Annotated in this window: 18 protein-coding genes and 1 tRNA gene; 10 read left to right on the top strand and 9 right to left on the bottom strand. The window is 74.9% G+C overall.

The window, feature by feature from the left end:
- The first annotated feature begins 39 nt into the window (after positions 1–39).
- A complete protein-coding gene (locus ABTY20_RS17880) occupies positions 40–1,092 on the top strand; it encodes a tyrosine-type recombinase/integrase (protein ID WP_351997951.1) in 1,053 nt (350 codons plus the stop codon).
- A 178-nt stretch (positions 1,093–1,270) separates the two neighbouring features.
- Here the strand turns inward: ABTY20_RS17880 and ABTY20_RS17875 are convergent.
- A tRNA-Arg gene (locus tag ABTY20_RS17875) sits at positions 1,271–1,343 on the bottom strand.
- Positions 1,344–1,662: 319 nt separating this feature from the next.
- On the opposite strand from ABTY20_RS17875, the gene ABTY20_RS17870 reads away from it, so the two are divergent.
- The 4 genes from ABTY20_RS17870 to ABTY20_RS17855 all read left to right on the top strand — a co-directional run bounded on the left by ABTY20_RS17870 (position 1,663) and on the right by ABTY20_RS17855 (position 7,516).
- Complete coding sequence (locus ABTY20_RS17870; protein WP_351997950.1) at positions 1,663–3,273, top strand: dynamin family protein; 1,611 nt, start codon at positions 1,663–1,665, stop codon at positions 3,271–3,273.
- 3 nt (positions 3,274–3,276) lie between these two features.
- Positions 3,277–5,067 (top strand): GTPase, encoded by a 1,791-nt coding sequence (locus ABTY20_RS17865; RefSeq protein WP_351997949.1) that lies wholly within the window; start codon positions 3,277–3,279, stop codon positions 5,065–5,067.
- 279 nt (positions 5,068–5,346) lie between these two features.
- Entirely contained in the window at positions 5,347–5,826 is a 480-nt protein-coding gene (locus ABTY20_RS17860) for a single-stranded DNA-binding protein (RefSeq protein ID WP_351997948.1), read from the top strand.
- 280 nt (positions 5,827–6,106) lie between these two features.
- Entirely contained in the window at positions 6,107–7,516 is a 1,410-nt protein-coding gene (locus ABTY20_RS17855) for a Cys-Gln thioester bond-forming surface protein (RefSeq protein ID WP_351997947.1), read from the top strand.
- A 105-nt stretch (positions 7,517–7,621) separates the two neighbouring features.
- On the opposite strand, the gene ABTY20_RS17850 is transcribed toward ABTY20_RS17855, so the two are convergent.
- Positions 7,622–8,203 (bottom strand): hypothetical protein, encoded by a 582-nt coding sequence (locus ABTY20_RS17850; RefSeq protein WP_351997946.1) that lies wholly within the window; start codon positions 8,201–8,203, stop codon positions 7,622–7,624.
- 393 nt (positions 8,204–8,596) lie between these two features.
- On the opposite strand from ABTY20_RS17850, the gene ABTY20_RS17845 reads away from it, so the two are divergent.
- The 5 genes from ABTY20_RS17845 to ABTY20_RS17825 all read left to right on the top strand — a co-directional run bounded on the left by ABTY20_RS17845 (position 8,597) and on the right by ABTY20_RS17825 (position 12,862).
- Entirely contained in the window at positions 8,597–9,097 is a 501-nt protein-coding gene (locus ABTY20_RS17845) for a sortase (RefSeq protein WP_351997945.1), read from the top strand.
- Between the two features lie 198 nt (positions 9,098–9,295).
- Entirely contained in the window at positions 9,296–9,889 is a 594-nt protein-coding gene (locus ABTY20_RS17840; protein WP_351997971.1) for a class F sortase, read from the top strand.
- 219 nt (positions 9,890–10,108) lie between these two features.
- Positions 10,109–11,773 (top strand): energy-dependent translational throttle protein EttA, encoded by a 1,665-nt coding sequence (gene ettA, locus ABTY20_RS17835; protein ID WP_351997944.1) that lies wholly within the window; start codon positions 10,109–10,111, stop codon positions 11,771–11,773.
- 4 nt (positions 11,774–11,777) lie between these two features.
- The gene (locus ABTY20_RS17830) at positions 11,778–12,200 is read left to right on the top strand and encodes an acyl-CoA thioesterase (protein ID WP_351997943.1); all 423 of its coding nucleotides are present in this window, start codon (positions 11,778–11,780) and stop codon (positions 12,198–12,200) included.
- On the top strand, positions 12,197–12,862 hold the full coding sequence (locus tag ABTY20_RS17825; protein ID WP_351997942.1) for a DUF8010 domain-containing protein: 666 nt from the start codon (positions 12,197–12,199) through the stop codon (positions 12,860–12,862). Before ABTY20_RS17830 ends, ABTY20_RS17825 begins: the two co-directional genes overlap by 4 nt.
- A gap of 25 nt (positions 12,863–12,887) precedes the next feature.
- On the opposite strand, the gene ABTY20_RS17820 is transcribed toward ABTY20_RS17825, so the two are convergent.
- The 7 genes from ABTY20_RS17820 to ABTY20_RS17790 form a co-directional block, all read right to left on the bottom strand.
- Positions 12,888–13,856: an ATP-binding cassette domain-containing protein gene (locus ABTY20_RS17820; protein WP_351997941.1), complete on the bottom strand. Its 969-nt coding sequence runs from the start codon at positions 13,854–13,856 to the stop codon at positions 12,888–12,890.
- Positions 13,857–13,947: 91 nt separating this feature from the next.
- Complete coding sequence (locus ABTY20_RS17815; protein ID WP_351997970.1) at positions 13,948–16,629, bottom strand: FtsX-like permease family protein; 2,682 nt, start codon at positions 16,627–16,629, stop codon at positions 13,948–13,950.
- Between the two features lie 55 nt (positions 16,630–16,684).
- On the bottom strand, positions 16,685–19,969 hold the full coding sequence (locus tag ABTY20_RS17810; protein ID WP_351997940.1) for an FtsX-like permease family protein: 3,285 nt from the start codon (positions 19,967–19,969) through the stop codon (positions 16,685–16,687).
- 164 nt (positions 19,970–20,133) lie between these two features.
- Positions 20,134–20,547 (bottom strand): globin, encoded by a 414-nt coding sequence (locus tag ABTY20_RS17805; RefSeq protein ID WP_351997969.1) that lies wholly within the window; start codon positions 20,545–20,547, stop codon positions 20,134–20,136.
- Between the two features lie 99 nt (positions 20,548–20,646).
- On the bottom strand, positions 20,647–22,179 hold the full coding sequence (locus ABTY20_RS17800; protein WP_351997939.1) for an FHA domain-containing protein: 1,533 nt from the start codon (positions 22,177–22,179) through the stop codon (positions 20,647–20,649).
- A gap of 82 nt (positions 22,180–22,261) precedes the next feature.
- A complete protein-coding gene (locus ABTY20_RS17795; protein WP_351997938.1) occupies positions 22,262–23,611 on the bottom strand; it encodes a vWA domain-containing protein in 1,350 nt (449 codons plus the stop codon).
- A 114-nt stretch (positions 23,612–23,725) separates the two neighbouring features.
- The gene (locus ABTY20_RS17790) at positions 23,726–25,102 is read right to left on the bottom strand and encodes a PP2C family protein-serine/threonine phosphatase (protein WP_351997937.1); all 1,377 of its coding nucleotides are present in this window, start codon (positions 25,100–25,102) and stop codon (positions 23,726–23,728) included.
- Positions 25,103–25,105: the final 3 nt, after the last annotated feature.

Raw genomic sequence — 25,105 nt, 5'->3', positions numbered from 1 at the left:
GTCAAACATCACCTGGGACTAGACACAACCATCGCGCTGTTGCGGGCCAAGCCCACGCAGTTCGCGCCTGCGGCCGTGCGTACCGCCCTGCTTGAGTGGGCGTTCAACACGAACCGACGACCTGACGCGCCGCGGGACGTGGCGGCCATCCTCAGATGGGTCGAGCGGAACTCCCTGGCCGTCTCGGCCTGGGAGGACCCGGAGAAGGTCGACCAGGTCCTGCAGGCCATCGACACCCGCCTCGACGGCAGGCAGGCGGCGGCCTGGTCCCGGAAGCGCAACCGCCGGATCCTCAACGTCGTCATGAAGTACGCGGTCCGGCGGCGCATCCTGCGAGTCAATCCTCTTCCCAAGGGCAAGGAGTCGACGGCCGTCACGAAGACCTCGAACGCCGTGGACAAGCGGTCCTTGCTGAACCCCGAGCAGGCGGCGGCGATCCTCGACTGGATACGGTGCCGGCCGCGCGGCGGCAGGCGGCTCCACGCCTTCTTCGCCACGCTGTACTACTGCGGCCCGCGTCCCGAGGAAGCCGTGGCCATGCGGGTGGAGGACGTCACGCTGCCCCGACCCGGCGCCGAGGACCAATGGTGTGAGCTGCTGATCCACACGGCGACTCCGGAGGTCGGGAAACAGTGGACCGACACGGGTGAGATCCACGAACGGCGCGACTTGAAGGGTCGTGCGGAGGGCGAGACACGCACCGTGCCGGGGCATCCGGCCCTCACGCGCATCCTGCGGCAGCACATCCAGGACGAGCGGCTGAAGCCGGGCGATCTGCTGTTCCAGGGGGAGTCGGGCGGCATCCTCGCCGGGTCGGTCATCCGCCGGGCGTGGCGCGGTGCGCGGAAAGCCGTGTTGCCTCCGCACGTCTTCGAGTCGCCGACCGGGCGGCGCGTGTACGACAACCGGCACACGCGCCTGACCAAGTGGCTCAACGACGGCATCCCGCCCGCCCAGGTGGCGGAGTGGGCCGGGAACAGCGTGGCTGTGCTGCTCGCCACATACGCCCGATGCGTCGACGGGCAGTTGCCGGACCTGAAACGGCGGCTCGAAGCCGCGGGGGACCTGTCGGAGGCGCCCGGCGCCGGCTGATCCTCCGGCCGGGAACTTCGACACGTATTCGACACGGCCACCCGCGAAAACCCGGTGACAGCCGGACAGCCCCGGAGCCCGCCCTTGATCATCAAGAGGGCGTCCGGGGCTTCGTCGTGTCGGCTGGCATGCGCTCTGACCAGCGAAAAGCCCTCCCGAGAGGGAGGGTGGAGAGGGGCGCCCCCGGCAGGACTCGAACCTGCGGCCAAGCGCTTAGAAGGCGCCTGCTCTATCCACTGAGCTACGGGGGCCGGGTGTGTGGCCTCTGTCATGGTGCCCGGTGCCGGGTCTGTCCCTGACGTCGCCGGGACAAGGATAGGGCTCCCGCATCCTCGTCCCCGTCGCCTGACCTCCGCGGTTCCGTGTGGAGGTTAGGTGAAGCGGTCCTGATAATCGCAGGCAGGTACGAATCGTGCACCGCTTTTGGCCTCTCGCGCACCGGGTGTTGTGCACTCGTTATGCCTGGAGTGTGCACGCGCCGCGGCCATCCCTTCCCTTCCGTGCGTCCTGTCGGCGCGCAGGCATACTCATATGCTTCAGAAATCCCCTAAAATTGGGCATTCTTCGCATGTGGTGACCTTGGACGTACGGCCTCAGCTGCTCGACGCACTCTCCGCCCTGCGCGACCGTGTCGCCGCCGCACGCTTCCCCCTGCCCCTGGCGGGGGCCGCACGCGCGCGTGCCAACCGTGACGAACTGCTCGCGCAGCTCGACGACTATCTGGTGCCCCGGCTGAGAGATCCCGAAGCGCCCCTGCTGGCCGTCGTCGGCGGATCCACCGGAGCCGGGAAGTCCACCCTGGTGAACTCCCTGGTGGGCCGCCGGGTCAGCGAGGCGGGCGTGCTGCGGCCCACCACCCGGACGCCGGTGCTCGTCTGCCACCCGGAGGACCACCACTGGTTCAGCGGGATGAGGGTGCTGCCCGACCTCACGCGCGTGTGGGTGCCCCACCACCAGGACCCCGCGGACGACCTGCTCCTCCCCGGCGAGAACCCCGCGCGGGTGCTGCGCGTCGAGACCGCCGACACCGTGCCGCCCGGCCTCGCCCTCCTGGACGCACCCGACATCGACAGCCTCGTCTCCGACAACCGGGTCCTCGCCGCCGAGCTCTTCGGCGCCGCGGACATCTGGGTCATGGTCACCACCGCCGCCCGCTACGCCGACGCCGTGCCCTGGTACATGCTGCGCACCGCCAAGGAGTACGACGTCACCCTGGTGACCGTCCTGGACCGGGTGCCCCACCAGGTCGTCTCCGAGGTCTCCCGGCACTACGGCGCCCTGCTCACCAAGGCCGGACTCGGCGACGTACCGCGCTTCACCGTGCCCGAGCTGCCCGAGTCGGCCTGGGGCGGCGGGCTGCTGCCCGCCACCGCCGTGGCCTCGCTGCGGACCTGGCTGGTCCACCGGGCGCTGGACCCCGCGGCCCGCCAGCACACCATGGCCCGCACCGCGTACGGCGTCCTCGACTCCCTCAACGCCCGCATGCCCGAACTCGCCGGCGCCGTGGCCGCGCAGTACGCGGCCGCGCTGCGGCTCACCGCCGCCGTCGACGGGGCGTACGACAGCGAGCACGCGCGCGTGCGGGGCCGGCTGCAGGCCGGGGCCGTGCTCGCCGGGGACGCGCTCAAACGGTGGCGTGCCTTCCCCCTGGACTGCACCCCGGGCGAACTCCTCGACACCCTGGTGGAGAGCCTGAGCGCGCTGCTGCTGTGCGCCGTCGCCGCCGCCGACGAACGCATCGACGACGCCTGGCGGCGCGAACCCGCGGCGAACGCCCCCGAGCTCGCCGACCGCGCCACCGGGTCCGAGAGCGCCGAGCACCGCATCGGGCTGGCCGTACGGCGCTGGCGGCGCGAGCTCGAGGAGTACGCCGAGGACGAGGTGCGGGAACTGGACCGCAGCGTCGCGCCCGACCCCGAGGTGGTCGCCGCGCTGGTCGCCACGGCGCTGCTGGGCGGACGCCGGGCCCGGGACGCCGGGGAGGGGCTCGCCGAGCGGATCGGCGCGCACGGCGCGCTGCGGCTGCGCGACCGGGGCGGACGGCTGCTCGTCGCCCACGTGGACCACGTCATGCACACCGAACGCGAACGCCGGCTCGCGCCGCTCGACGCGCTCGAGGTGCGCGCGGAACCCCAGTCCGAGCTCATCGCCGCGCTGTCCGTACTGCAGAAGGAGAGGTGACCGGTGACCGCCGTCACTGACCAGGACCACACCGAGCACCCCGAGCACCACGGCCGCGACGCCGGAGGACCACCCCGTGCGGACGCCGCGAGCCCCTGGGACGACGGGCTGATCGCGCGCCGGGTGAACGGGGGCGACGGCGAGGAGGAGCGCGGGGCGGGACCGGCCCCCGCACCCGGGCCGCAGACCGTGGCCCCCCTCGCCCACGACCCGTGGCTGCGGTCGCGGCTCGAGGCGTTGCGCGAGCTGGTGGGGCTCTCCCGGGCCCGGCTCGACAGCCGGACCCTCGCCCGGGCGGGCCGGGTCCTCGACGAGGCCACCGCGCGGCGCCGGCTCTCCGGGGAGCACACCGTCGTCGCCCTCGCGGGCGCCACCGGCAGCGGCAAGTCGCAGCTGTTCAACGCGCTGGCCGGAGTGCCCATCTCGGAGACCGGCGTACGCAGGCCGACCACCGCCGCCCCCATCGCGTGCGTCTGGGGCGACGGCGCGACGGGCCTCGTCGAACGCCTCGGCATCCCGCCCCGGCTCAGACGGCGCCCCCTCCAGGCGACCGCGGACGCCGACGAGCGGCTGCGCGGACTGGTCCTGGTCGACCTGCCCGACCACGACTCGGCGGCCGTCCGGCACCGGGAGCAGGTGGACCGCGTGCTGGGCCTGGTCGACGCGGTCATCTGGGTCGTCGACCCCGAGAAGTACGCGGACGCCATGCTGCACGAGCGCTATCTGCGGCCCATGGCGGCCCACGCGGAGGTCATGTTCGTCGTCCTCAACCAGATCGACCGGCTGCCCGGGGAGGCCGCCGAGCAGGTCCTGGACGATCTGCGGCGGCTGCTCGACGAGGACGGCATCGTGCTGGGGGAGTACGGCGAGCCCGGTACGACCGTGCAGGCGCTGTCCGCGCTCACCGGTGACGGGGTCGGTGAACTGCGGGAATCCCTCGCCCGGTTCGTGGCCGAGCGCGGGGCCCCGGCCCGGCGGATCTCCGCGGACGTGGACGTCGCGGCGGCCCGGCTGCGGCCCGTGTACGCCACCGGCCGGCGCACCGGGCTGAGCGAGGAGGCGCGCGAGGAGTTCGCCGACCGGCTCGCGGACGCCGTGGGGGCCACCGCCGCGGGCGAGGCGGCCGAACGCGCCTGGCTGCGCAACGCGAACCGCGCGTGCGGCACCCCCTGGCTGCGGCTGTGGCGCTGGTGCCAGGAGCGGAGCGAGCCGCCCACTGGCCGGCTCGCCCTGCGCGGGCAGTCCGACGAGGAGATCACCGCCCGGCAGCGCGTGGAACAGGCGGTGCGCACGGTGGCCGACCGGGCCTGCGCCGGACTTCCGGCGCCGTGGGCGCAGGCGGTGCGGGAGGCGGCCGTGCGCGGCTCGCAGGGGCTGCCGGAGGCACTGGACGAGCTGGCCGTGCGCGCGGGACTGCCGCCGGGGCGGCCGCCGCGGCCCGGGTGGTGGCCGCTGGCGGTGTTCGCCCAGGTGTCGATGACGGCGCTCCAGTTCGCCGGCGGACTGTGGCTGCTGGCGCAGATCATCGGGGTCATGGCGCCGAACCTGGGGGTGCCGGTGCTGCTGATGGTGATCGGCATCGCCGGTGGCCCGCTCATCGAGTGGAGCTGCCGCATGGCGGCCCGGGGGCCCGCCCGGCGGTACGGGCAGGAGGCGGAGAGACGGCTGCGGGAGGCGGCCGCGGGGTGCGGGCGGGCCCGTGTCCTGGATCCGGTGGCGGCGGAGCTGTTGCGCTACCGGGAGGTGCGGGAGCAGTACGGGCGGGTCGTGGGGGCGCGGACCGGTCACGTGTGACGGCGGAGACGGGCCGCGTGCGACGGCGGAACCGGCCGCGGGTGACGGCGGGGCGCGTGCGGGGCGGAGCACCTCGTTCGGGTGGCGGGGTTCTCCACAGGCCGGGGGTGGTCCACAGCGCCCGGCGGGCCCGGCCCGGCGGAGGCAGTCTGGCGTGGTGGCGATCGCGGGACGGTCCGCGGCCGCCCTGCCGGACGGCAGCCGTACGGGACGGGCCCGTACGCGCACCGGCCCGGCGCCGGCCCCGTGGCCGGCGGACGGGCCGGGGAGGGAGACACGATGAACGAGACGATGGTGTGCGTGGTGGGCAACGTGGCGACACGACCGGTGTACCGGGAGACGGCGTCCGGCCCCGCGGCCAGGTTCCGGATCGCGGTCACCTCCCGGTACTGGGACCGGGAGAGGAGCGCCTGGGCGGACGGCCACACCAACTTCTTCACGGTGTGGGCCAACCGACAGCTCGCCACCAACGCGGCGGCTTCGCTGTCGGTGGGTGAACCGGTGATCGTCCAGGGCCGGCTGAAGGTGCGTACGGAGACGCGCGAGGGACAGCAGGGCTGGATGTCGGCGGACATCGACGCGGTGTCGATCGGCCACGACCTCGCCCGGGGCACGTCCGCCTTCCGGCGCGCGCAGCGACCGGAGCAGGCCTCCGTGCCGGAGCGTCCCGAGCCCAACTGGGAGAACCGGCCGGGTGACTCGCCCACCACGGGCGAGCCGGCGGCGCAATACGGCCTGCCCGCGGTGGTGATGACATGAGGTCAGCGGGCCGCCTCCGGTCCCGCCGCTGACCGAACCGGGGCTTATCGGTCGATGCGCGCCGAACATCCCCGGTGGATTTGTCGATAAGCCCTGTTCGAAAAGGTCCCTGCGATAACGATTCCGAGTCGGATCACTCCTCCGACGCGATCACCGGCGAGCGCGCTCCGTCGCCTCCTTAGGATGCCGGGCATGGCTCCCGGGGCTCTCGGGGCCGGTGATTCTGCTGGTGGGACCATCAGCCCCCCACGTCAACGGGTCCCGCTCGGAAAGGATTTCGGTGTTTGTTTCGTTCTCCGTGCGGTCCGCACGCGGGCCGGTCCGCCTCGCCGCAGGGACGCTGGTGTCCGGACTCGCCGCCACGGCCGTACTGGCCGGCGCCGGGACGGCAGCCGCCGACGACGGGGAGACGGCACCGGGCCACAGCGGGGCGGCCGCGACCATAAGCGGGCTCAAGACGTACGGCACCGCCGTGATACACGGCGCCGACGGGGAGCAGCAGGTGTCGGCGGGGCTGTTCGAGATGTCCGTCGAGGGCGGCGGCATGCTGCAGACGTACTGCGTCGACGTCCGGACGCCCACGCAGAAGGACGCCAAGTACCACGAGACCGCCTGGAGCGGGACCTCGCTGGGCACCAACAAGGACGCCGGCCGCATCCACTGGATCCTGCGGAACTCCTACCCGCAGGTGAACGATCTCGCGGCGCTCGCGAAGAAGGCCGGCGTGCGCGGCCGGCTCACCGAGCAGGACGCGGCGGCCGGCACCCAGGTGGCCATCTGGCGGTACTCCGACGGCGTCTCCGTGGACGCCGTCGACCCCCAGGCCGAGCAGCTCGCCGACTACCTGCAGAAGAACGCCCGCGGCCAGGCGGAGCCGAAGGCGTCGCTGGCCCTGGACCCGCCGGCGGTCTCCGGCCGCCCGGGTGAGCCGATCGGCCCGGTGACGGTGCGCACGGACGCGCGCAGCGTCACCCTCTCCCCGCCGGCGGACGCCGCCACGAGCGGGGTGCGGATCGTGGACGGGAAGGGCGAACCCGTCACCACCGCCACCGACGGCAGCCGGATCTTCTTCCAGGTGCCCGAGGACGCGGCGTCGGACACCGCCGAGCTGACCGCGCAGGCCTCGACGACGGTGCCGGTCGGCCGCGCCTTCGTCTCCGACAGCCGGAGCCAGACGCAGATCCTGGCCGGGTCCAGCGAGTCGACCGTCTCGGCGACGGCGAGCGCGACCTGGGCGCTCGAAGGCGCGATACCCGCGCTGTCCGCCCGCGAGAACTGCGCCGAGGGCGGTGTGGACGTCACCGTCGCCAACCAGGACGACGAGCCGTTCACCTTCCGACTGGCGGGCGCGGAGCACACCGTCGCGGGCGGCGCCTCCCGGACGGTGACGGTCCCGCTGACCGAGGACCGGTCGTACGACTTCACGGTCGAGGGACCGGACGGCTTCGAGCGGCGCTTCACCGGCATGCTCGACTGTGTGACCCGGTCCGCCGAGACCGGCACCACCACCCACACCCTCACCGGCCCGGCCCCCACTCCCGTCGTCGACGTCCCCGCCGACACCAACCTCGCCGCGACCGGGTCCTCCGGCGCCACCCCGTGGATAGCCGGCACCGCGATCGCCCTGGTCGTCGTCGGCGGCGCGGGCCTGGTCGTCGCCCGCCGCAGGCAGACCTCGCCGGGAGACTGAGGCCGCCGGGCGGACCCCGGACCGGCGCCACCCGGCCCGACGGGTCCCCCCCCCGGGGGAGCGGTCGGGCCCCGGGCGGGGCTTCTCCCGCCGATGAGGGACGGGTCAGGCGGCTCGGGCCGTGTCCGGGCCGTCGCCCCGCCCGGCCGTGGCCCGAGCGGCGGACCGTCCGGCCGCGCCGCCACCGGCGCTCACTCCGCCGCGCGGGGCCCGGGCGGCGCTGCCGTCGGCCTCGAACCGCCCGTCGCGCAGCTCGAAACGCTCGGGGGCCGAGCAGCCGATCGACGGGGTGATCAGCAGGCTCACGGCGAGGGGCGCCGGGTCGGTGCCGGCCGTCGAGAACTCGCAGACCGCGCCCCGCCCGGTGACGGGGAACCAGAACCAGCCGTCCACCGCGCCGACCCGTACCTCGTCCGACAGCACGAAACGGCCGTGCTGCCGGACGAACGCGCTCAGATGGACGGAGGCATTCAGGGGGTCGGCGGTGGACCGGACCGCGGTCAGGGTGAACTTGACGTCCCCGTCCGCGCCCAGGACCGAGGACGCGATCCGTCTGGTCTCGGCCGCCCGCCCGTCGCGGGCTGCCCCTTCGGTGCTTCCGGCAGGGGCGGTCAGCACGGCGGCGGCCGCCGTGGCGGCGACGAGCACCGCACCGCCGCGCACGAGCGCGGCCATGTGTATCGGCACGATTCCTCCCTGATGCCCAGGCGTCTTCCTCACGCACCAGTGCACTCTTCTCCTTCCACCCGGCAACGGGGAAACCGGATGAATCACCCGTTCGCGCGCGCCGCGTCACCCGATCGAATGGCGCCCGGGACGTCGCCGAATCCGGCCCGGTTCCGGCGGAAGGCCGGCCGACAGCGGTCGGGTGCCGGTCCTGCGTCACCTGTGCGGTGCTTCTTCCCGTCTCGCCCTCCGGGGTGCTCACCTGCGTAAACGATCGAGGGGGTGCGGTCGCCGGATGATCCATTTGCCCGTACGGGGTGTTGCATATGCGGTGTTTTGCCGCTTTTCTCATGGGCGAAGCACGACAAGGACGCCGCGCATCCCGGCCGGCCACCGCTTCCCTGGAGGAACTCCATGCGCATCACGTGTGTAGGCGCCGGCATCGGTCTGGTTCTCGGCGCCGTCGGTCTGTCGAGCCCGGCCGCGGCAGTCGCGAGCGACCCCGCCGGCGATTCGGGCGTCCACATCAGCACGAGACGTGCCGCCCCGGGCTCCACCGTCCGCGTCAGCACCACGGCCTGCGGCTCGGAGACCTACGGGAAGGGCGAGTCCGAGGCGGGAGGCCAGTTCCACCTCCTCCCGGGCGACCGCGAGGGCGTCCTGACCGGCGAGTTCCAGGTGCCGAGCGGAACCGAGCCCGGTGCTTACACCGTCACCCTGAAGTGCCCGCCCCGCATCAAGGTCACCGGCACGTACCTGGTCGGCACCGGCAACCCCAGCGGAGCGGTCGACGCCGGTTTCGGGGCGGGCGACGACAGGGGCGCACAACTCGCCCTGGGGGCGGCGCTGCTCGCCGGGGCCGCCGCCGGAGGCGCGATCAGGATGCGCCGTCGCCCGGCCGGCGCCCGCACCTGACGTCCTGCTCCCTGGACCCGAGCCCCGGGCCCGTGTCGGTCCGGGGCCCGGGTCGCACCCCGTCCTCCCACATCCCGGTCGCGAAGCGGAGGCGCCAGAGCGATGGCACCCGGCGACGAACCCGTCGGCCCTTCTTCCCCGGTCGATCCTCCTCCCCCGGCCACCCCCTCCACCACGTTCCTCGCCTGCACCCTGCTGATGGGCTTGCTGCTGGTGGTCACGGCGCTCCGGGGCGAACACCCTCCGCAACCCTCGACCGAGCAGTCCTTCTCCTCCCCCCTGCGGGCCGGTCCCAGCGCCACCGCCCCGGCCCCCTCCCCCTCCGCGCCGGCGCTGCCCCCGTCCGATCCGGTCCGGCTGTGGATCCCCGCCATCGGCGTGAACGCCCCGATGACGGAACTGACCCTCGACGGGACGGGGGCGCTGCGCCCGCCGCCGGCGGACATGCCGGCCTTCGCCGGGTGGTACGGCGACGGCACGCCCCCCGGCTCGGTGGGGACGGCCGTCACGACGGGACACGTCGACACCCGGGAAGGTCCCGGGGTCTTCTACCGGCTCGGGACGCTGGACAAGGGCGACACCGTCGAGATCACCCGGGAGGACCGGCGGACGGCGGTCTTCACCGTCGACGCCGTGGAGTTCTACGACAAGGAGGCGTTCCCGGACGAGAAGGTCTACGGCAGTTCCCGCCGGCCCGAACTGCGCGTGATCACCTGCGGGGGCGAGTACACCGAAGGCGACGGCTACCAGGGCAATGTCGTGGTCTACGCGACGCTGACCGACGTGACCTGACCCCACCGGGCCGACCCGCCCGTCACGCCCCGGCCCCGGACGCCGTGGGACCCGAGGGTGCTCGACGGCGACCGGCGGTGACGGGCGGTGCGCGATCACCGTCCGTGAAACCGCAGGTCGGGGCAGTCGACCCGGACGCGTTTCCGCGCAGGGGTGGCGGTACGGCAAGATGGGGTGTATCTGCCCACTGCCTGATTTCAAGCTGCCGGACGGTTTCTCTTGGCTGAGTTCATTTACACCATGCGCAAGGCGCGCAAAGCGCACGGCGACAAGGTGATCCTCGACGACGTCACCCTGAGCTTCCTGCCGGGAGCGAAGATCGGTGTCGTCGGTCCGAACGGCGCCGGTAAGTCGACCGTTCTCAAGATCATGGCGGGCCTGGAGCAGCCGTCCAACGGTGACGCCTTCCTCACCCCCGGTTACACCGTGGGCATCCTGCTCCAGGAGCCCCCGCTGAACGAGGACAAGACCGTCCTGGAGAACGTCCAGGAGGGTGTCGCCGAGGTCAAGGGCAAGCTCGACCGGTTCAACGAGATCGCCGAGCAGATGGCGACCGAGTACACCGACGAGCTCATGGACGAGATGGGCAAGCTGCAGGAGCAGCTCGACCACGCAGGCGCCTGGGACCTCGACGCCCAGCTGGAGCAGGCCATGGACGCCCTGGGCTGCCCGCCCGGCGACTGGCCGGTCGCCAACCTCTCCGGTGGCGAGAAGCGCCGCGTGGCGCTGTGCAAGCTGCTGCTCGAGGCCCCCGACCTGCTGCTGCTCGACGAGCCCACCAACCACCTCGACGCCGAGTCGGTGAACTGGCTGGAGCAGCACCTCGCCAAGTACGAGGGCACCGTCGTGGCCGTCACCCACGACCGGTACTTCCTGGACAACGTCGCCGGGTGGATCTGCGAGGTCGACCGCGGCCGGCTGCACGGCTACGAGGGCAACTACTCCAAGTACCTGGAGACCAAGGCCACCCGCCTCAAGGTCGAGGGCCAGAAGGACGCCAAGCGGCAGAAGCGGCTCAAGGAAGAGCTCGAGTGGGTGCGGTCCAACGCCAAGGGGCGGCAGGCCAAGTCCAAGGCGCGTCTGGCCCGGTACGAGGAGATGGCCGCCGAGGCCGACAAGATGCGGAAGCTGGACTTCGAGGAGATCCAGATCCCGCCGGGGCCGCGCCTGGGCAACGTCGTCGTCGAGGTCAACAACCTCAGCAAGGCCTTCGGTGAGAAGGTGCTCATCGACGACCTCAGCTTCACGCTGCCGCGCAACGGCATCGTCGGGGTCATCGGGCCGAACGGCGCCGGCAAGACCACGCTGTTCAAGATGATCCAGGGCATCGAGGAGCCGGACTCCGGTTCCATCAAGGTCGGCGAGACCGTCAAGATCTCGTACGTCGACCAGAGCCGGGAGAACATCGACCCGAAGAAGACGCTGTGGGCGGTCGTCTCCGACGAGCTCGACTACATCAACGTCGGCCAGGTCGAGATGCCCTCGCGGGCCTACGTCTCCGCGTTCGGCTTCAAGGGCCCGGACCAGCAGAAGCCGGCCGGGGTGCTCTCCGGCGGTGAGCGCAACCGGCTGAACCTCGCGCTCACCCTCAAGCAGGGCGGCAACCTGCTGCTCCTCGACGAGCCGACCAACGACCTCGACGTCGAGACGCTCTCCAGCCTGGAGAACGCCCTCCTCGAGTTCCCCGGGTGCGCCGTGGTCGTCTCCCACGACCGGTGGTTCCTGGACCGGGTCGCCACCCACATCCTCGCCTACGAGGGCGACTCCAAGTGGTTCTGGTTCGAGGGCAACTTCGAGTCGTACGAGAAGAACAAGGTCGAGCGGCTCGGCCCGGACGCCGCGCGCCCGCACCGCGCCACCTACAAGAAGCTGACCCGGGGCTGATCCCTTGCGGCACATCTACCGCTGCCCGCTGCGCTGGGCGGACATGGACGCGTACGGCCACGTCAACAACGTGGTGTTCCTCCGCTACCTGGAGGAGGCCCGCATCGACTTCCTGTTCCGCCCGGAGAAGGACTTCAAGCAGGGGTCCGTGGTGGCGCGCCACGAGATCGACTACAAGCGGCAGCTCGTCCACCGGCACCACCCGGTCGACATCGAGCTGTGGGTCACGGAGATCAGGGCGGCGTCCTTCACCCTCGCCTACGAGGTGAAGGACGACGACCTCGTCTACGTCCGCGCGTCGACGGTGATCGTGCCGTTCGACTTCGAGGCGCAGCGTCCGCGCCGGATCACCGCCGAGGAGCGCGCGTTCCTCCGGGAGTACGCGGACGACACCGCCGGTGCAGAGGAGGAGGCCGTCGCCGCATGACGGTGCTCCACCTCGCCGACGAGGGGGAGGCCGCGGACCTCGCGGCCTTCCTCTCCCGGCTGCTGCACTACGACCGTTCCGCCGCGGTGCGGCTGCAGGCGGCCGGTACGGCGCTCGCCGTCTTCGGCCGGCCCCCCTCCTTCGAGGTGCTCGCGATCCGCGCGGCACGGCTCGCGAAGCCGTACGAGGACGGACTGGACGTCACCCTGGACGTGACCGTGTCCGCCGGTGAGCTGCTGGAGTCGGTGGACGAGACCGCCGCCACGGCCGCCGTGCCGGGCGCGGTGACCGGCCCGCCGTGGGCCGGGGTGCTGCCGCCGCGCGGCGGCTGGCGGGCCGAACCCGGACTGCCGGAGCCGCGGGAGCTGCGCGGGCTGGTCGCCGCGTCGGTCGCCGAGTTCCGGTCCCGCACGGAGGAACTGGCGCCCGGGAGCCGTACGCGGGCGGAGTTCGACCGGATCGGCCGGGAGATCTGGTCCCGCACGGTCGCGCGGACCCCGCTCCCGGTGCGCGCGGTGCACGCCGCCCAGTCGCTGGGGTTCCTGCGGGGCGACGAACAGGGGCTGTTCTCCTCGGGGGCGTGGCTGAGGCTGCGCACGCCGTACGGGTCGGTCGCCGTGCGCCGGACGGGACTCGGGGCGCTGGGCCTCAGCGTCCGCTGAGGCCGGCCCGCCGGGACCGGCCCGCTCACCGCCCTTCGCTGTCGTCCGGGCGGACGGCGATGTGGTCGGGTTCCAGTTCCAGCGCGACGCGGTCACGCATGCCCAGCGCCTTCGTGTACTCGGCGGGCAGCTGGAGGCGTCCGGCGCGGTCCAGCATGGCGTACTCGCGGGCGACGACGGTCTCGTGGCCGGTGGCCGCGTCCACCTCGCTGCGGCGCAGCACCTCGGTGGAGGTGCGGCCGTCGCGGATGGCGACCGTGCGACGGACCTCGCTCGCCACCGCCTGGTCGTGGGTGACGATCACGATGGTCGTGCCGAGCCGTTCGTTCGCGGTGCGGAACGCGGCGAAGATCTGCTCCGCGGTGTGGGAGTCGAGCTCGCCGGTGGGCTCGTCGGCGAGGAGCACGGAAGGGGCGCCCGCGAGGGCCACCGCGATGGCGACGCGCTGCTGCTGGCCGCCGGACATCTCGTGCGGGCGACGGTCACGGCAGTCCGCCACCTCCAGCAGCTCCAGCAGCTCCAGCGTGCGTTCGGCGCGGGCCCGGCGCGCGGTCCGCGACCGGCCGCGGCGGCCGGCCAGCTGCATCGGCAGGGCGACGTTCTGCGCCGAGGTCAGATAGGGCAGCAGGTTGCGGGAGGTCTGCTGCCAGACGAAGCCGACGACCTCACGGCGGTAGGCGAGGCGGTCCCGTGCGGTCATCGTGAGCAGATCACGGCCGGCCACGCGGGCCGCGCCGGCCGTGGGGGTGTCCAGGCCGGCCAGGATGTTCATCAGGGTCGACTTCCCGCTGCCGGACGCGCCCACGAGCGCCATCAGCTCGCCCTCCCGCACCAGGAGGTCGAGCCCCTGGAGCGCCTGCACCTCCACCCCGTCCGCGGTGAAGACGCGGACCAGGCGGTCGCAGGTGATGAGCGCGTCATGACCGTAGGCCGGGCGGTCGCGGCCGGCGGTGGCGCGGTCGGCCAGTTCGGCCAGGGTGGGGTTCGAGGTCATCGGACGCCTCCTGAGCGGGGGTCGGTCGGTCGGGGCCGCGGATGTCCGGCGCACGGCGGGGCCCCGCGGCGCCGCCCTCCGCCGTCCGGCCTCACCGGGCGTCCCCCACCCTCAGCTCCCGGACCGACCCCCGGCGCCCCGTCCACCACGCCTGCACCACCGCGACCCCGACGGTCAGCACCACGACCGCCAGCGCCGGCACCAGCAGCGACAACGGATCGGTGCGCAGCGCCGCCCGCCCCGCCGAGGACGCGGTGGCGGGCAGGGCGACGGCGGTCAGGTCGATGCCGGGGGCGAGCAGCCGGATGGTGGCCCACGCGGTGAGGATCCCGCCCAGCGCCGCGAGCAGCGCCTGCGGCAGGGACTCCAGGACGAGCAGGCGGCGTCCCTGGGCGCGGGTGAGGCCCATGGTGCGCAGCCGGGCGAGCAGCGCCGCCCGTTCGGGCGCCGCGCGCACCAGCGTCAGCAGCAGCGCGAGGGCGGCGTAGCCGGCGCCCGCCGCCACCGCCGCCGCGTACACGCGCTCGGCGCCGGACTGGAGGGGCGAGTCGACGTAGCCGGCACGTTCCTCGGCGCGCAGCCGGACCGGTGTCCCGCCGCCCGCCGCCGCACGCAGCGCGGCCCCGTCCAGACGGTCGCCGGTCACCAGCAGCAGGGTCGTCCGGGCGGACCGGGCGGAGAGCCCCGACCGGTCCACGACCAGGAACTCCCTGCCGACGACCGCGGGGGTCCGCTCGCGCACCAGCGCGATCCGCACGGTGACGGAACTGCCGTCCTCCATGCGCACGGGGAACGGCCGGGTGCCGTGGCGTTCGGCGACCCCGGGCGAGGCCAGGGCGGGCAGGACCTCCGACGGCCCGGACGCCTCCAGCGCCCCGCGGTCGAAGGCGCCGATCCCGGTGTGCCGGGCGAGGGTGGAATAGCCGGCCGGGTCGACGCCGGCCACCGGCACCGTCCGCGTGCCGTTCCCGGGCTGGGCGAACCTGACGACACCCGCGGCGGTGACCTCCCGCACGCCGGGTGTGCGGCGGACCCGGTCGGGCAGGTCGGACGGCAGGCGGTAGGGCGACTCGACGCGGGCGTCGGCGCCGACGGTGAGCACGGCCGCGCGCTCCCGGGCGTCGGCCACGCCGGCGAGCACGGACCCGCCGAAGGCGGCGGTGGTCAGCGCGGTCAGCAGTCCCAGCAGGGGCAGCACCGCGGAGCCCGGGGCACGGCTCGCACGGGCCAGGGACAGCGGGCCGACCGCACCCCGCAGCCGCCTCGCCGGACGGGCCAGCCCGCGCAGCGGCAGCGGGTACAGCCGTACCAGCACGAAGGCGGCGATCGTCCCCACCAGCACCGGTGCCAGGGACACCAGATGGTCGCCGGAGTCCGCCGTGCCGCGCGTGCGCAGCGCCACGACCGCGCCCACGGTCAGCACGAGCAGGGTGACCTCGACGACCGTGCGGCGCCGTGACGGGCGTGCCAAGACGACGTCCTCGCGGGCGCCGTGCACGCGGACGGACCGGTGCGCGACGGCGGCCCGCAGGGGCAGGGAAAGACAGCCGAGGAGGGCGACGGCGCCCGCAGCGGCCACGGCGTACCCCGGCCGGGCGTCGCGGACCGCGAGGTGGGCGGCCGCCTGGCCGAGGGCGGCCGCGGGCTCGGCGACCACCGCCGTCTCGGCGAGCAGCCGGCCGGCGACGCCGCGCAGGGACCCGCCGCGGGCGCGCAGCAGGGTGAGCTCGGCGCGGCGCCGGTCCGCGGCCAGTCCGCCCGCCATCAGCAGGACCACGGCGGCGACCGCACCGGTGCCGAGGGCGGCGACGGAGACCACCGGGCCGATGGCGGAGCGCAGCGCGGTGTACTCGGCGAGCACGTCGTCCAGTTCGGTGCCCGCCGCGACGTCGGACGAGGTGGCCGAGCGCATCCGCTGGAGGGCCGGACCGGACTCCAGGGACGCGACGGCGGACTTCAGGCGGGCCGCGTCGTAGCCGTGCAGGGCGGTGGCGGCCGGGGCCAGCTGCCAGTAGCGCCAGGGCTCCCCGGCGGTGCCGAGCAGTGCCGGGGCCGCGTCCGGCGGGAGCAGCACCGTTCCCAGCCAGTACTCCCGGAGGTCCGGGTCGCCGGGCAGGACGGTCAGGCCCGGGGTGCGCAGCAGGGGGTCGGTGGACCAGTACGCGCCGCGGGGCTCGCGCGGTTCGACGATGCCGGTGATCCGGATCCTGAGCGGCGCGCGCTCCGCGCCGGGGACGTCCAGGACGGAACCGACCCCGATGTTCAGCTTCTCGGCGGTGTCGGTGGTGACGGCGCCCTCGACGCTCCCCGTCGCCGCGGTGACGGTGCCCGGGGCCACGGGCAGCCGGCCCTCGCGCGGGCGGGAGTGGTCGCCGAGCCCGTCCTGCGCGACGAACGAGAGCCGCGCGGGCAGCCCGTCCGGCCGGGGCAGCCAGGGCTCGTGCATCACCTGCTCCTCGGAGGTGCGCACCCCGTGGGTGGACTGCTCCGGGTCGACGGGCAGGGACCGCGGGGCCAGGCCGAGGACCGCGGAGTGGCCCGCGCGCATCGCGTCCGCGCGCACGGCCGCCTCGCGTTCCTCCGGGGACAGGCCGTAGCCGGGCTGCCGGTCGACCAGCAGCACCGTGGTGCGGGGAGGTCCGGCCGACTCCAGGGCCCGGTGCAGGCCCGTGTCGCCGTACCGGTCGACGGCACGCGGCAGCACGGCGGCCAGGAACGCGGTCACCGCCACCAGCAGCGCCAGGGCCAGCGCGGCGCCGGGGGCGGACCGCATCCGGGTGCGCACCCAGGGGGCGACCGTCCTCGGTCTCGGGGACCGCGCGCTCACCTCACTCACCTCCCCGTTCCCGCAGCGACGTCACCGGGTCCGCGCGGCGCACCGCCAGGGCGGCCGTGACCAGCAGCGGCGCCGCGGCCACGGCGGCCAGCAGGACGGCCACCCGCCCGGCCGGCAGCTCCACCAGCACCTGGGGGACCGGCCGGGAGGCCTCCGAGGTCAGCATGGTCAGCGGGATCACGGCCCGCGCCAGCACCGCGCCGAGCAGCGTCCCGACCGCCAGCGCCAGACCGACCAGCACCCCGTGCTCGACGATCACCACGCGGGCCAGCCGCCGGCGTGACGCGCCCAGGGCGCGCAGCACCGCGAACTCGGCGGACCGCTCCCGCAGCGCCCCGGCCGCGCTCACCGCGAACCCGACCGCCGTCAGCGCCGCCGCCGCGAAGACCGCCGCGGTGAACGCCGCCTCGGGTCCCGCGCCGAACGGGTCGCCGCGCAGCCGTGCGGCGATCTCGTCCCGCACCACCACCTGGGACGGCTCCACGTCGGGCCGGTCCCGCAGCGCCGCGGCCACCCGGGCCGAGGCGCCCGGCTCGGTCCGCAGCCACCACTCGGTGGGCGGCACGCTCTCGCCGCGGCCGGCCTGGAGCACCCGGTTGACCGACCGCAGGTCGAGCAGCAGGGCCCCGCCGTCGTCCGTCCCCCCGGCCGGCGCGGACGGCAGTTCCCGCACCGACCGGACGATCCGCACCGGCACGGTGGAACCGTCGATCGTCACGTCCACGCGCTGCCCGGTGCGGGCGCTCGTCGAGGCCAGGTAGCGGTCGGTGGCCACGCCGGCGACCTCGGGCGCCCCGGGCTGCGGCACCTGCAGCCGGACGGTGAGCGACAACGCCGTCCAGGAGTCGTGCTCCGGTACGTAGCCGGTGCCGTAGACGAAGGTCAGCGGTCCGGTGCCGACCGGCCGGGGGCGGGTCGGGCCGGTCCCCGGGGCGGAGGACGGCGCGGTGCCGCCGGTCCGCGCGGACAGGGCCCAGTCGGCGGAGCCGTCGGGCAGCGCCAGCGGCCGGGTCCGGCCGCCGGAGTCCGCGGCGGTCAGCGAGGCCACGGTGAAGCGGTGCTCCTCGGCCCGCCCGACCGGCTGGTCCAGGTCGAGCTGCAGTCCGGTCAGCGTCAGCGCGCCCGGGGGCGTCTCGGCGACGGCGGACAGGTCCAGGGTGAGCGTGTGGGTCCGTCCGTCGACGGGGAGCCGGCCGAAGGTGAGCTTGTGCGGCGTCCCGTAGCGGTCCTCCAGGGTGGCCCTGACCTCGACCGCCGTGCCCGCCCCCGCGCCCCGGACGCGGGCCGCCAGCGCCAGGCGCGCGGTGTCCGCCGGGACCCGCACGCCCGCCGCCCCGCCCTTCGGCGCCAGGCCGTCCAGGAGGGTGTCCGCCGATCCGGAGGCCAGGTCGGGACGGATCAGCACGGTCCCGGCCGCGTGCGCGGTGTCCAGCGCCAGCACGGTCGCCGTCCGGTTGCCGGACAGCGTGACCGGCGTGCGGTACGCCGGCGCGGCGGCGCTCACGCCGGGGACGGCCGCGTACGCCTGGGTGCGGCCCGGCCCGCTCTCCCCGGCGGCGAGCACCCGCACCGGGGCGCCGGCCCGGAAGTCCGCCTGGTCGTCCTGCGAGCGCTGCCAGGAGGAGCCCTGGCCGATCGCCAGCATGCCCAGCGCCACGGCGAGCACCAGCAGCAGCACCGGGCCGGTCCCGCGTGTCGGGCGGCGGCCGAGCTGCCAGCCCGCCAGCGCCCCCGGCAGCCCGCGGCCGCGGGCCGCCCGGCGTTCGGCCAGCCGCGCCACCGGTGGCAGCAGGCGCAGCGTCAGCACCGTGCCGGCCAGCAGGGCCAGCGCCGGGGCCGCGACGAGCAGCGGGTCGACGTCGAGGTCGCGGCCGACCACACCGGAGGGCCGGCCGCTCAGCTGCCCGTACGCGACGGCCGCCACCGCCAGCAGTCCCAGGTCCGCGCCCGCGCGCACCACGCCGGGCAGGGGCCTGGCGCGGCCGGCCGCGAAGGAGGAGGCGAACGCGGGGACCGTGGCGGCCAGCGCACAGCCCAGGGCCACACCCGCGGCCACCAGCCACACCGTGCCGCGCCCGGCGACCGCGCCGACGGAGGTGTCCAGGTCCAGCCCGGTCCGGGCCAGCGGGCCCCGCCCGGTGAGCAGCCCGGTGAGCGGGCCCGCCAGCAGCGGGGCGCAGGCCGCCGCGGGCACGGCCAGCAGCAGCGCCTCCATCGCGGCGAGCCGGGTCACCTGGGCGCGGGAAGCACCGCGCGCCCGTAGCAACCGGGTCTCGGCCGCGCGTTCGGCGCTCAGCAGCCGGGTCACCAGGAACAGGGCGCAGCCGGCCAGCAGGACCAGCTGCAGGGCGATGACCAGCAGGGTCGAGCGGGAGACGAGCAGGGAGCGTTCGACCCGGTCCAGCACGGCGGGCAGTGCGCTCGTCGCCGTCGCGGTGCCGCCCTCCACCCCGTCCTCGGACAGGGCGGAGGCGCCGCGCCGTACCGCCTCACGCAGCGCGTCGATCCGTTCCGCGTCCACCGCCGAGAAGTCGGCCGAGGCCAGCCAGCTCGTCGTGTCGACACCGATCCGGTCCCCGGTGAGCACCGAGGGGTGGGCGAGCAGCGGGCCGTACGTGGTGAAGTCGACCTCGACGACCCCGCGGCCCCTCAGGTCGTCCAGCCGCCAGTAGGGCGCGGTGGTGTCCACCGGCCGGTACACACCGGTGAGCCGCACCCGCACCGCCGGCCCGTCCAGCCGGTCGGCCAGGGGGATGCGGGCACCCGGTTCCAGACCGAGGGCGCGGGCGGCGTTCTCCGGCAGGGCGGCCTCGACCGTCGTGCCGTCGGCCGCCCGGGGCGTCCGCCCCTCGGTGATCCGCACCTGGGTGCGGTCCAGCGCCGCGAAGTGCGTCAGGCCGGGGGTGTCCGCACCGGCGGGTCCGCCCGGCGGGCGCAGGGAGCGGGGCAGGGTGTACGGGCCGGAGCGGGTCAGGGTGCGCAGGGTCACCGGCAGCCCGTCGAAGGCCTTCCGGGCGCCCTCGCGCACGGCGGCGTCGGCCGCGGCGCGACGGTCCGCGGGAACGTCGGCCTCGACGACGAGCGCGGTGCCGGCGGCGTCGTGCGGGTCCGCCAGGGCCCGGCGCAGGGCCGCGTCGCCGATCGACGCGGAGTAGGCGGTGAGGGTCGCCAGGACCGCCGTGGTCAGCAGGACGGTGAGCAGGGCGGCCCCGAGGAGCGGCCAGTGAGCCCGCGCGCGGGCGAGGACGAACCTCGCCGACCCCCCTGCGGCCGCCACCCGACCCCCCGTGGTTGTCCGGACCTCCGGGTGATGTTGTCAGAGGCGACCGGCCGCGGGAAAGCGCTTGGGGTACGGGCTTGACCGGATCGTGATCGCATTCCGGCGACAGATCTCCGGAATGCGATCGGAATGTTTCCGTCCGGTCCGGCCGGACGCGGGGGTCAGCCCTCGCTGTTGATCATCGACGCCGCCGCGTACGTCAGGTACTTCCACAGGGTCTGTTCGTGCTCCTCGGACAGGCCCAGTTCGTCGACGGCGTCGCGCATGTGCTTCAGCCACGCGTCGTGCGCCGCCCGGTCGACCTTGAACGGGACGTGGCGCATCCGCAGGCGCGGGTGGCCGCGGTTCTCGCTGTACGTGGTCGGGCCGCCCCAGTACTGCATGAGGAACAGCGCGAGCCGCTCCTCGGCCGGGCCCAGGTCCTCCTCGGGGTACATGGGCCGCAGCAGCGGATCGTCGGCCACCCCCGCGTAGAAACGGTGGACGAGCCGGCGGAAGGTCTCCTCCCCGCCGACCTGCTCGTAGAAGGTCTGCTCCTGAAGCGTGCCGCGCCGAATCTCTGTCACGCCGTCCATGGTCTCAGACGCCACGGCATAGGACCCGAGTCCTAGGACCTCCCCGCCGAGGGGGACGGGCGGGCCGCGGCGCGAACGCCGCGGTCCGCCCGCCGACGGTCAGCCCCGGCGGATGGTGATCGTCGTCCAGGCGCCCACGTGGACCCGGTCGCCGTCCTGGAGCGGGACCGGGACGAACGGCTGGATCGGCTCGTCCGAGCCGTTGACCGTCGTGCCGTTCGTCGAGTTCTGGTCGACGACCGCCCAGGTGCCGTCCGGCTGCTGCACCAGCACCGCGTGCTGGTGGGAGACGCCCGGGTCCTCCGGCGGGGTCGACAGATCGATGTCGGGGGTGTCGCCGGTGGAGTGGCGGCGGCGCCCGATGGTGATCTGGTTGCCGGTGAGCTGGCGCTGCTGCTCGGGCGAGTACGCGGGCAGGTTCAGCCCGGCGGCCTCGGGGCCGGAGCGCTGCATCATCGCCATGAAGTACTCGCGGTCCGGACCGATGGTCGCGGTCCAGGTCGCCGGGCCCTGCGGCGGACGGGGCTGCTGCGGGAAACCGCCGGGTCCGGGCGGCGCCTGGGTCGCACCGGGCTGCGGGTAGCCGTAGCCGCCGGGCCGGCCGGGGCCGTTCGGGCCGCCGGGACCGGGAGCGCCGGGTCCGCCGGCCGGCGGGGGGATCACCCAGTCGTCGTCACCGCCGCCGAAGGACGGTCCGCCCGGCTGCGGACGGCCGGTCTCCTGCGGGAATCCGGGCGGGGCCGGGGGTCCGGGCTGGAACGCCTGAGGGGCACCGGGACCGCCGGGACCGCCAGGACCGCCGGGGCCGTTCGGTCCACCGGGACCGCCGAAGCCACCGGGACCGTTGGGACCACCGGGACCGCCGAAGCCACCAGGACCGTTCGGTCCGCCGGGGCCACTGGGGCGGCCGGGGCCTCCGGGACCGTTCGGTCCGCCGGGGCCGTCGAAGCCGCCGGGGCCACTGGGGCGGCCGGGGCCACCGGGACCGTTCGGTCCGCCGGGGCCGTCGAAGCCGCCGGGGCCACTGGGGCGGCCGGGGCCACCGGGACCGTTCGGTCCGCCGGGACCGCCGGGGCCGTCGAAGCCGCCGGGACCACTGGGGCGGCCGGGACCACCGGGCCCGCCCGGGCCGGGCGGGGGCGGTACCGGGCGTGACGGGTCGCCGCCGAAGCCCGGCGGGCCCGGCGGGATCGGTTCGGCGGGACGGTTCACCTGCGAGGGGCGCGAGCCCTGGTAGTCGTACGCGTCACCGCCACCGTACGACGGCCCGCCGGGCGGCTGCTGGAAGGGCCCGCCCGGACCGGGGGCCGGCGGACGCGGGGCGGCCGGGGTGTACGAGGTCGCCGTGTTCGTCAGGAAGTTCCACCGGCACTCCTCGCAGAACGGCGCGGCGCCCTCGCGGGGCGTACGGCACTGCGGGCACAGCTCCGGCGGCCGTCCGCCGCCGGGGCCACCGGGCCCGCCGAAACCACCGGGGCCGCCGGAGGGCCCGCCGGGCGGCGGGAATCCGTAACCGCCACCGGGCGCGGGCGGCGGGGGAGGAGGTGGGGGCACGGCACCCGCCATGCGGTGACCGCACACCTCGCACCAGTCGTCGGAACCCGACTGGTGTCCGTTCGGGCAGGTCGGCATGTCGGCGCTTCCCCCTCTCCTTGTCCGGCCGGTTCCGGCCGGTTTCTCCAACCCCGAGGGGTCGGGCTCGATTACTTACGGATCACTTCTTTACACGGACAGTCTTGGTGGACCGGGTCTCGAGCGTCATCTCGTCGGCCTCCTCGACCTTCGTCTTCAGTCGCACAGTACCGGTCGCGGCGTCGACCACGTCCACCACCTTCGAAAGCAGTTTCGCAGTGTCCGCGTTGCCGGACGCGCTCGCGAGCTGCACGGCCCTGCCCAGTTTGGCCGTCGCTCCGCCGACATCTCCCTCTTTGCGCAGATCGAGGCCCTGTCGGATGACTTCAGCCAGTTCCGCCTGCCCGGTGTAGTGGGCGACCTGGGGGTTGATCGCCGTCGAGGCGGCCAGGTCGTCCGTCCACACGGCCCGGACCAGGCCCTGCGCCCCGAGGTTGCGCGCCCCGCCCTCGGACGGCTGCGGGATCACCAGCGACACCCGGGCCGCCAGCATCTCCTGGCCGACGCCCGCGGGCGGCACCTCGACGCAGAGGTGGTAGTCGCGGGACTCGTCGCCCCAGGAACCCAGCGGGTAGTCGCCCGCGCGCGGGCCCGCCTCCGTGCGGCGGCCGGTCAGCTCCTCGACCGTCGGCGCGACCTGTTTGACGAATCTCACCGTCGTGCCGACCGGGGTCCACAGCCGCAGCGAGACGTCCGCGACCTCCTTGCCCATCGCCGTCTCCATCATCCGCGTGAAGTCCGCGGCGAGGCCGGCCGGGTCGGCGACGATGTCGGCGGTGCCGAGGAGGGCGGAGGCGACGGCTGTGACTTCTTTCACTTCCCAGTCGGTGCCCACCCCGCGGGCGTCACAGGTGAACCGTCCGGCGCAGGCGTCCAGGGCCGCCTTCAGGTCCTGCGGCGACTCGTGCTCGTTGCGGCCGTCGGTGAGCAGGATGCCGTGCCGGATCGCCACGTCCGCCGACGCCAGCAGCCGGTCGGCCAGCCGCAGCCAGGTGCCGATCGCCGTGCCGCCGCCCGCGTTCAGCTTCCGCAGCGCCTGCTTGGCCTGCTCGCGCGTGCCGGCGCCGGCGACCGCCAGACCGCCGCCGCCCGGATACACCTCCCTGGCCACGTGCGTGCCGCCGACCACCGCGAAGTTCACGCCGTCGCGCAGGGCGTCGATCGCGGCGGCCGTGGCGTCGCGGGCGTTGCGCATCTTGGTCGGCGGGTAGTCCATCGAGCCCGAGCAGTCGACCATGAGCACCACGGCCGCCGACGGCCCCTCGCCGGGCGCGTGGAGGCGGGGCGCCGCCACCGCGCTGCCGATGGTGCCGCCGCCGGTCGCGGTCACCGTGACGACGGCGTTGACCTCGCGCCCGCCCTCCGGCAGGTACTCGTTCTGGTACACGTCCACCGAGAACTGCGGCACGTTCGGTTTCGAGAAATTGGCCATGCCTGTCCGATCCCCCTTGGATGCCCCGGCGGCGCGGGGCGACGACGGATGACGGACCGGTCCCCTCCGGTCCGTCGAGGCTTCCGTGTGAGGGGTCTTCGCACGAGCGGCCCCTCAGGCCGATCCTGCCCCCTGCGGGACGGCCGGGAACGGCACGAGGGCCACTGTTACGTTGTCGTGCCCCCCGCCGTCGAGGGCGTGACCGACCAGCACCCGGGCGGCGTGCAGCGGCCGGGCGGCCGCGTCCGCGGGCACGGCCTCGGCCATCTCGTCGGCCGACTCCGCGTAGTTCCACAGGCCGTCCGTGCAGACCACGACCACACCGGGCCGGTCCGGCTTGAACGACGCGGTGTGCGGCTCCAGTTCGTACGCGTCGGCGCCGAGCCAGCCGGTGATCGCGTGCGCGCGCTGGTCGGCGTACGCCTCGGCCTCGCCCATCAGGCCCGCGGCGACCATCTGCGCGGCCCACGAGTCGTCCTCGGTGAGCCGGGCCGCCGGGGCGGAGCGGTCGAGCGGCACCCAGTAGACGCGGCTGTCGCCGACCCAGCCGACGACCAGCAGGCCGGACGTCACCACGGCGCCGACGATCGTGCACGCCGGGGCGTTCTGGTGCGGGGCGTGCTCGCGGGCCGTCGCGGGCTCGTCGGCCAGCGCGTCGACCGCCCCGGAGGCGGCGACGATCGCGTCGTGCATCGCCTGCTGCGGGTGCGTGCCGCGCGGCAGGGCCGCCAGCAGCGACTCACCCGCCGCGCGGGAGGCGGCCAGTGACGCCTCGTCGGGACGGGTCGCGGAGGAGACGCCGTCGCAGACGATCGCCACGGAGGCGGGGGAGCCGTCGGACAGCGTCGTGGTGCCGACCGTGAAGGCGTCCTCGTTGCGGTGGTGGCGCAGGCCGCGGTCGCTGACCGCGGCCACGGGGCCGCATTCCTGTTCCATGTGGTCCCGTTCGCGCGGCTGGGCGTGGCCGCAGTGCTCGCAGTAGCCGTCGTCGTCGACCCGGCCCGCACGGCAGGCCACGCAGACCGCGGTGCCGCCGGCGGCCGGCTGCCGCTCGGCCGCCACCCGCGGGTCCGGGGCCTGGAGCGGGTACTCGTCGGGCTGCGCGGGCGACGGATCGGCGGCCGCCCGCGTCTCCGGCTGCGCACGCCGGTCGAAGTGCACCCCGGACGACGGCGCGGGGGGCGCCGCCGGCGGGGGCGGCACGGGGGCGTCCTGGGCCGGTGTCCCGTGACCGGCCGGAGCGCCGGGCAGGGGGGAGTCGTCCGGGGCGGGCCGGGGCGGTGCGGCGGGCGGGGCCGGCGGGCGGGCGCCGGCCGCCGGGACCTGCGCCGGCACCGAGCCGTTCAGGGCGATCGTCGGCTCGTCCCGGGGCCGTGCGGGGACCACGGACAGGTCGTATCCGCACGCACCGCAGAAACGATCACCCGACTCGAGGGGCTCCTCGCAGCTCGGGCACTTCGACAGCGCGGCCTGCTGGGGCATCTGCGACATCCA

Source organism: Streptomyces sp. NPDC126497 (assembly GCF_040302425.1).
In the GTDB taxonomy this organism is placed as follows: domain Bacteria; phylum Actinomycetota; class Actinomycetes; order Streptomycetales; family Streptomycetaceae; genus Streptomyces.
Note: the sequence above shows the minus strand (reverse complement) of the source record. Positions and strands in the feature narration are given on the sequence as shown.

What these genes read in the sequence shown, in the direction of transcription:
- ABTY20_RS17860 (WP_351997948.1), top strand. Translation starts at nt 5,347, where the DNA reads ATGAACGAGACGATGGTGTGCGTGGTGGGCAACGTGGCGACACGACCG.
- ABTY20_RS17845 (WP_351997945.1), top strand. Translation starts at nt 8,597, where the DNA reads ATGCGCATCACGTGTGTAGGCGCCGGCATCGGTCTGGTTCTCGGCGCC.
- ABTY20_RS17840 (WP_351997971.1), top strand. Translation starts at nt 9,296, where the DNA reads ATGGGCTTGCTGCTGGTGGTCACGGCGCTCCGGGGCGAACACCCTCCG.
- ABTY20_RS17825 (WP_351997942.1), top strand. Translation starts at nt 12,197, where the DNA reads ATGACGGTGCTCCACCTCGCCGACGAGGGGGAGGCCGCGGACCTCGCG.
- ABTY20_RS17820 (WP_351997941.1), bottom strand. Translation starts at nt 13,856, where the DNA reads ATGACCTCGAACCCCACCCTGGCCGAACTGGCCGACCGCGCCACCGCC.
- ABTY20_RS17815 (WP_351997970.1), bottom strand. Translation starts at nt 16,629, where the DNA reads ATGCGGTCCGCCCCCGGCGCCGCGCTGGCCCTGGCGCTGCTGGTGGCG.
- ABTY20_RS17805 (WP_351997969.1), bottom strand. Translation starts at nt 20,547, where the DNA reads ATGGACGGCGTGACAGAGATTCGGCGCGGCACGCTTCAGGAGCAGACC.
- ABTY20_RS17800 (WP_351997939.1), bottom strand. Translation starts at nt 22,179, where the DNA reads ATGCCGACCTGCCCGAACGGACACCAGTCGGGTTCCGACGACTGGTGC.
- ABTY20_RS17795 (WP_351997938.1), bottom strand. Translation starts at nt 23,611, where the DNA reads ATGGCCAATTTCTCGAAACCGAACGTGCCGCAGTTCTCGGTGGACGTG.
- ABTY20_RS17790 (WP_351997937.1), bottom strand. Translation starts at nt 25,102, where the DNA reads ATGTCGCAGATGCCCCAGCAGGCCGCGCTGTCGAAGTGCCCGAGCTGC.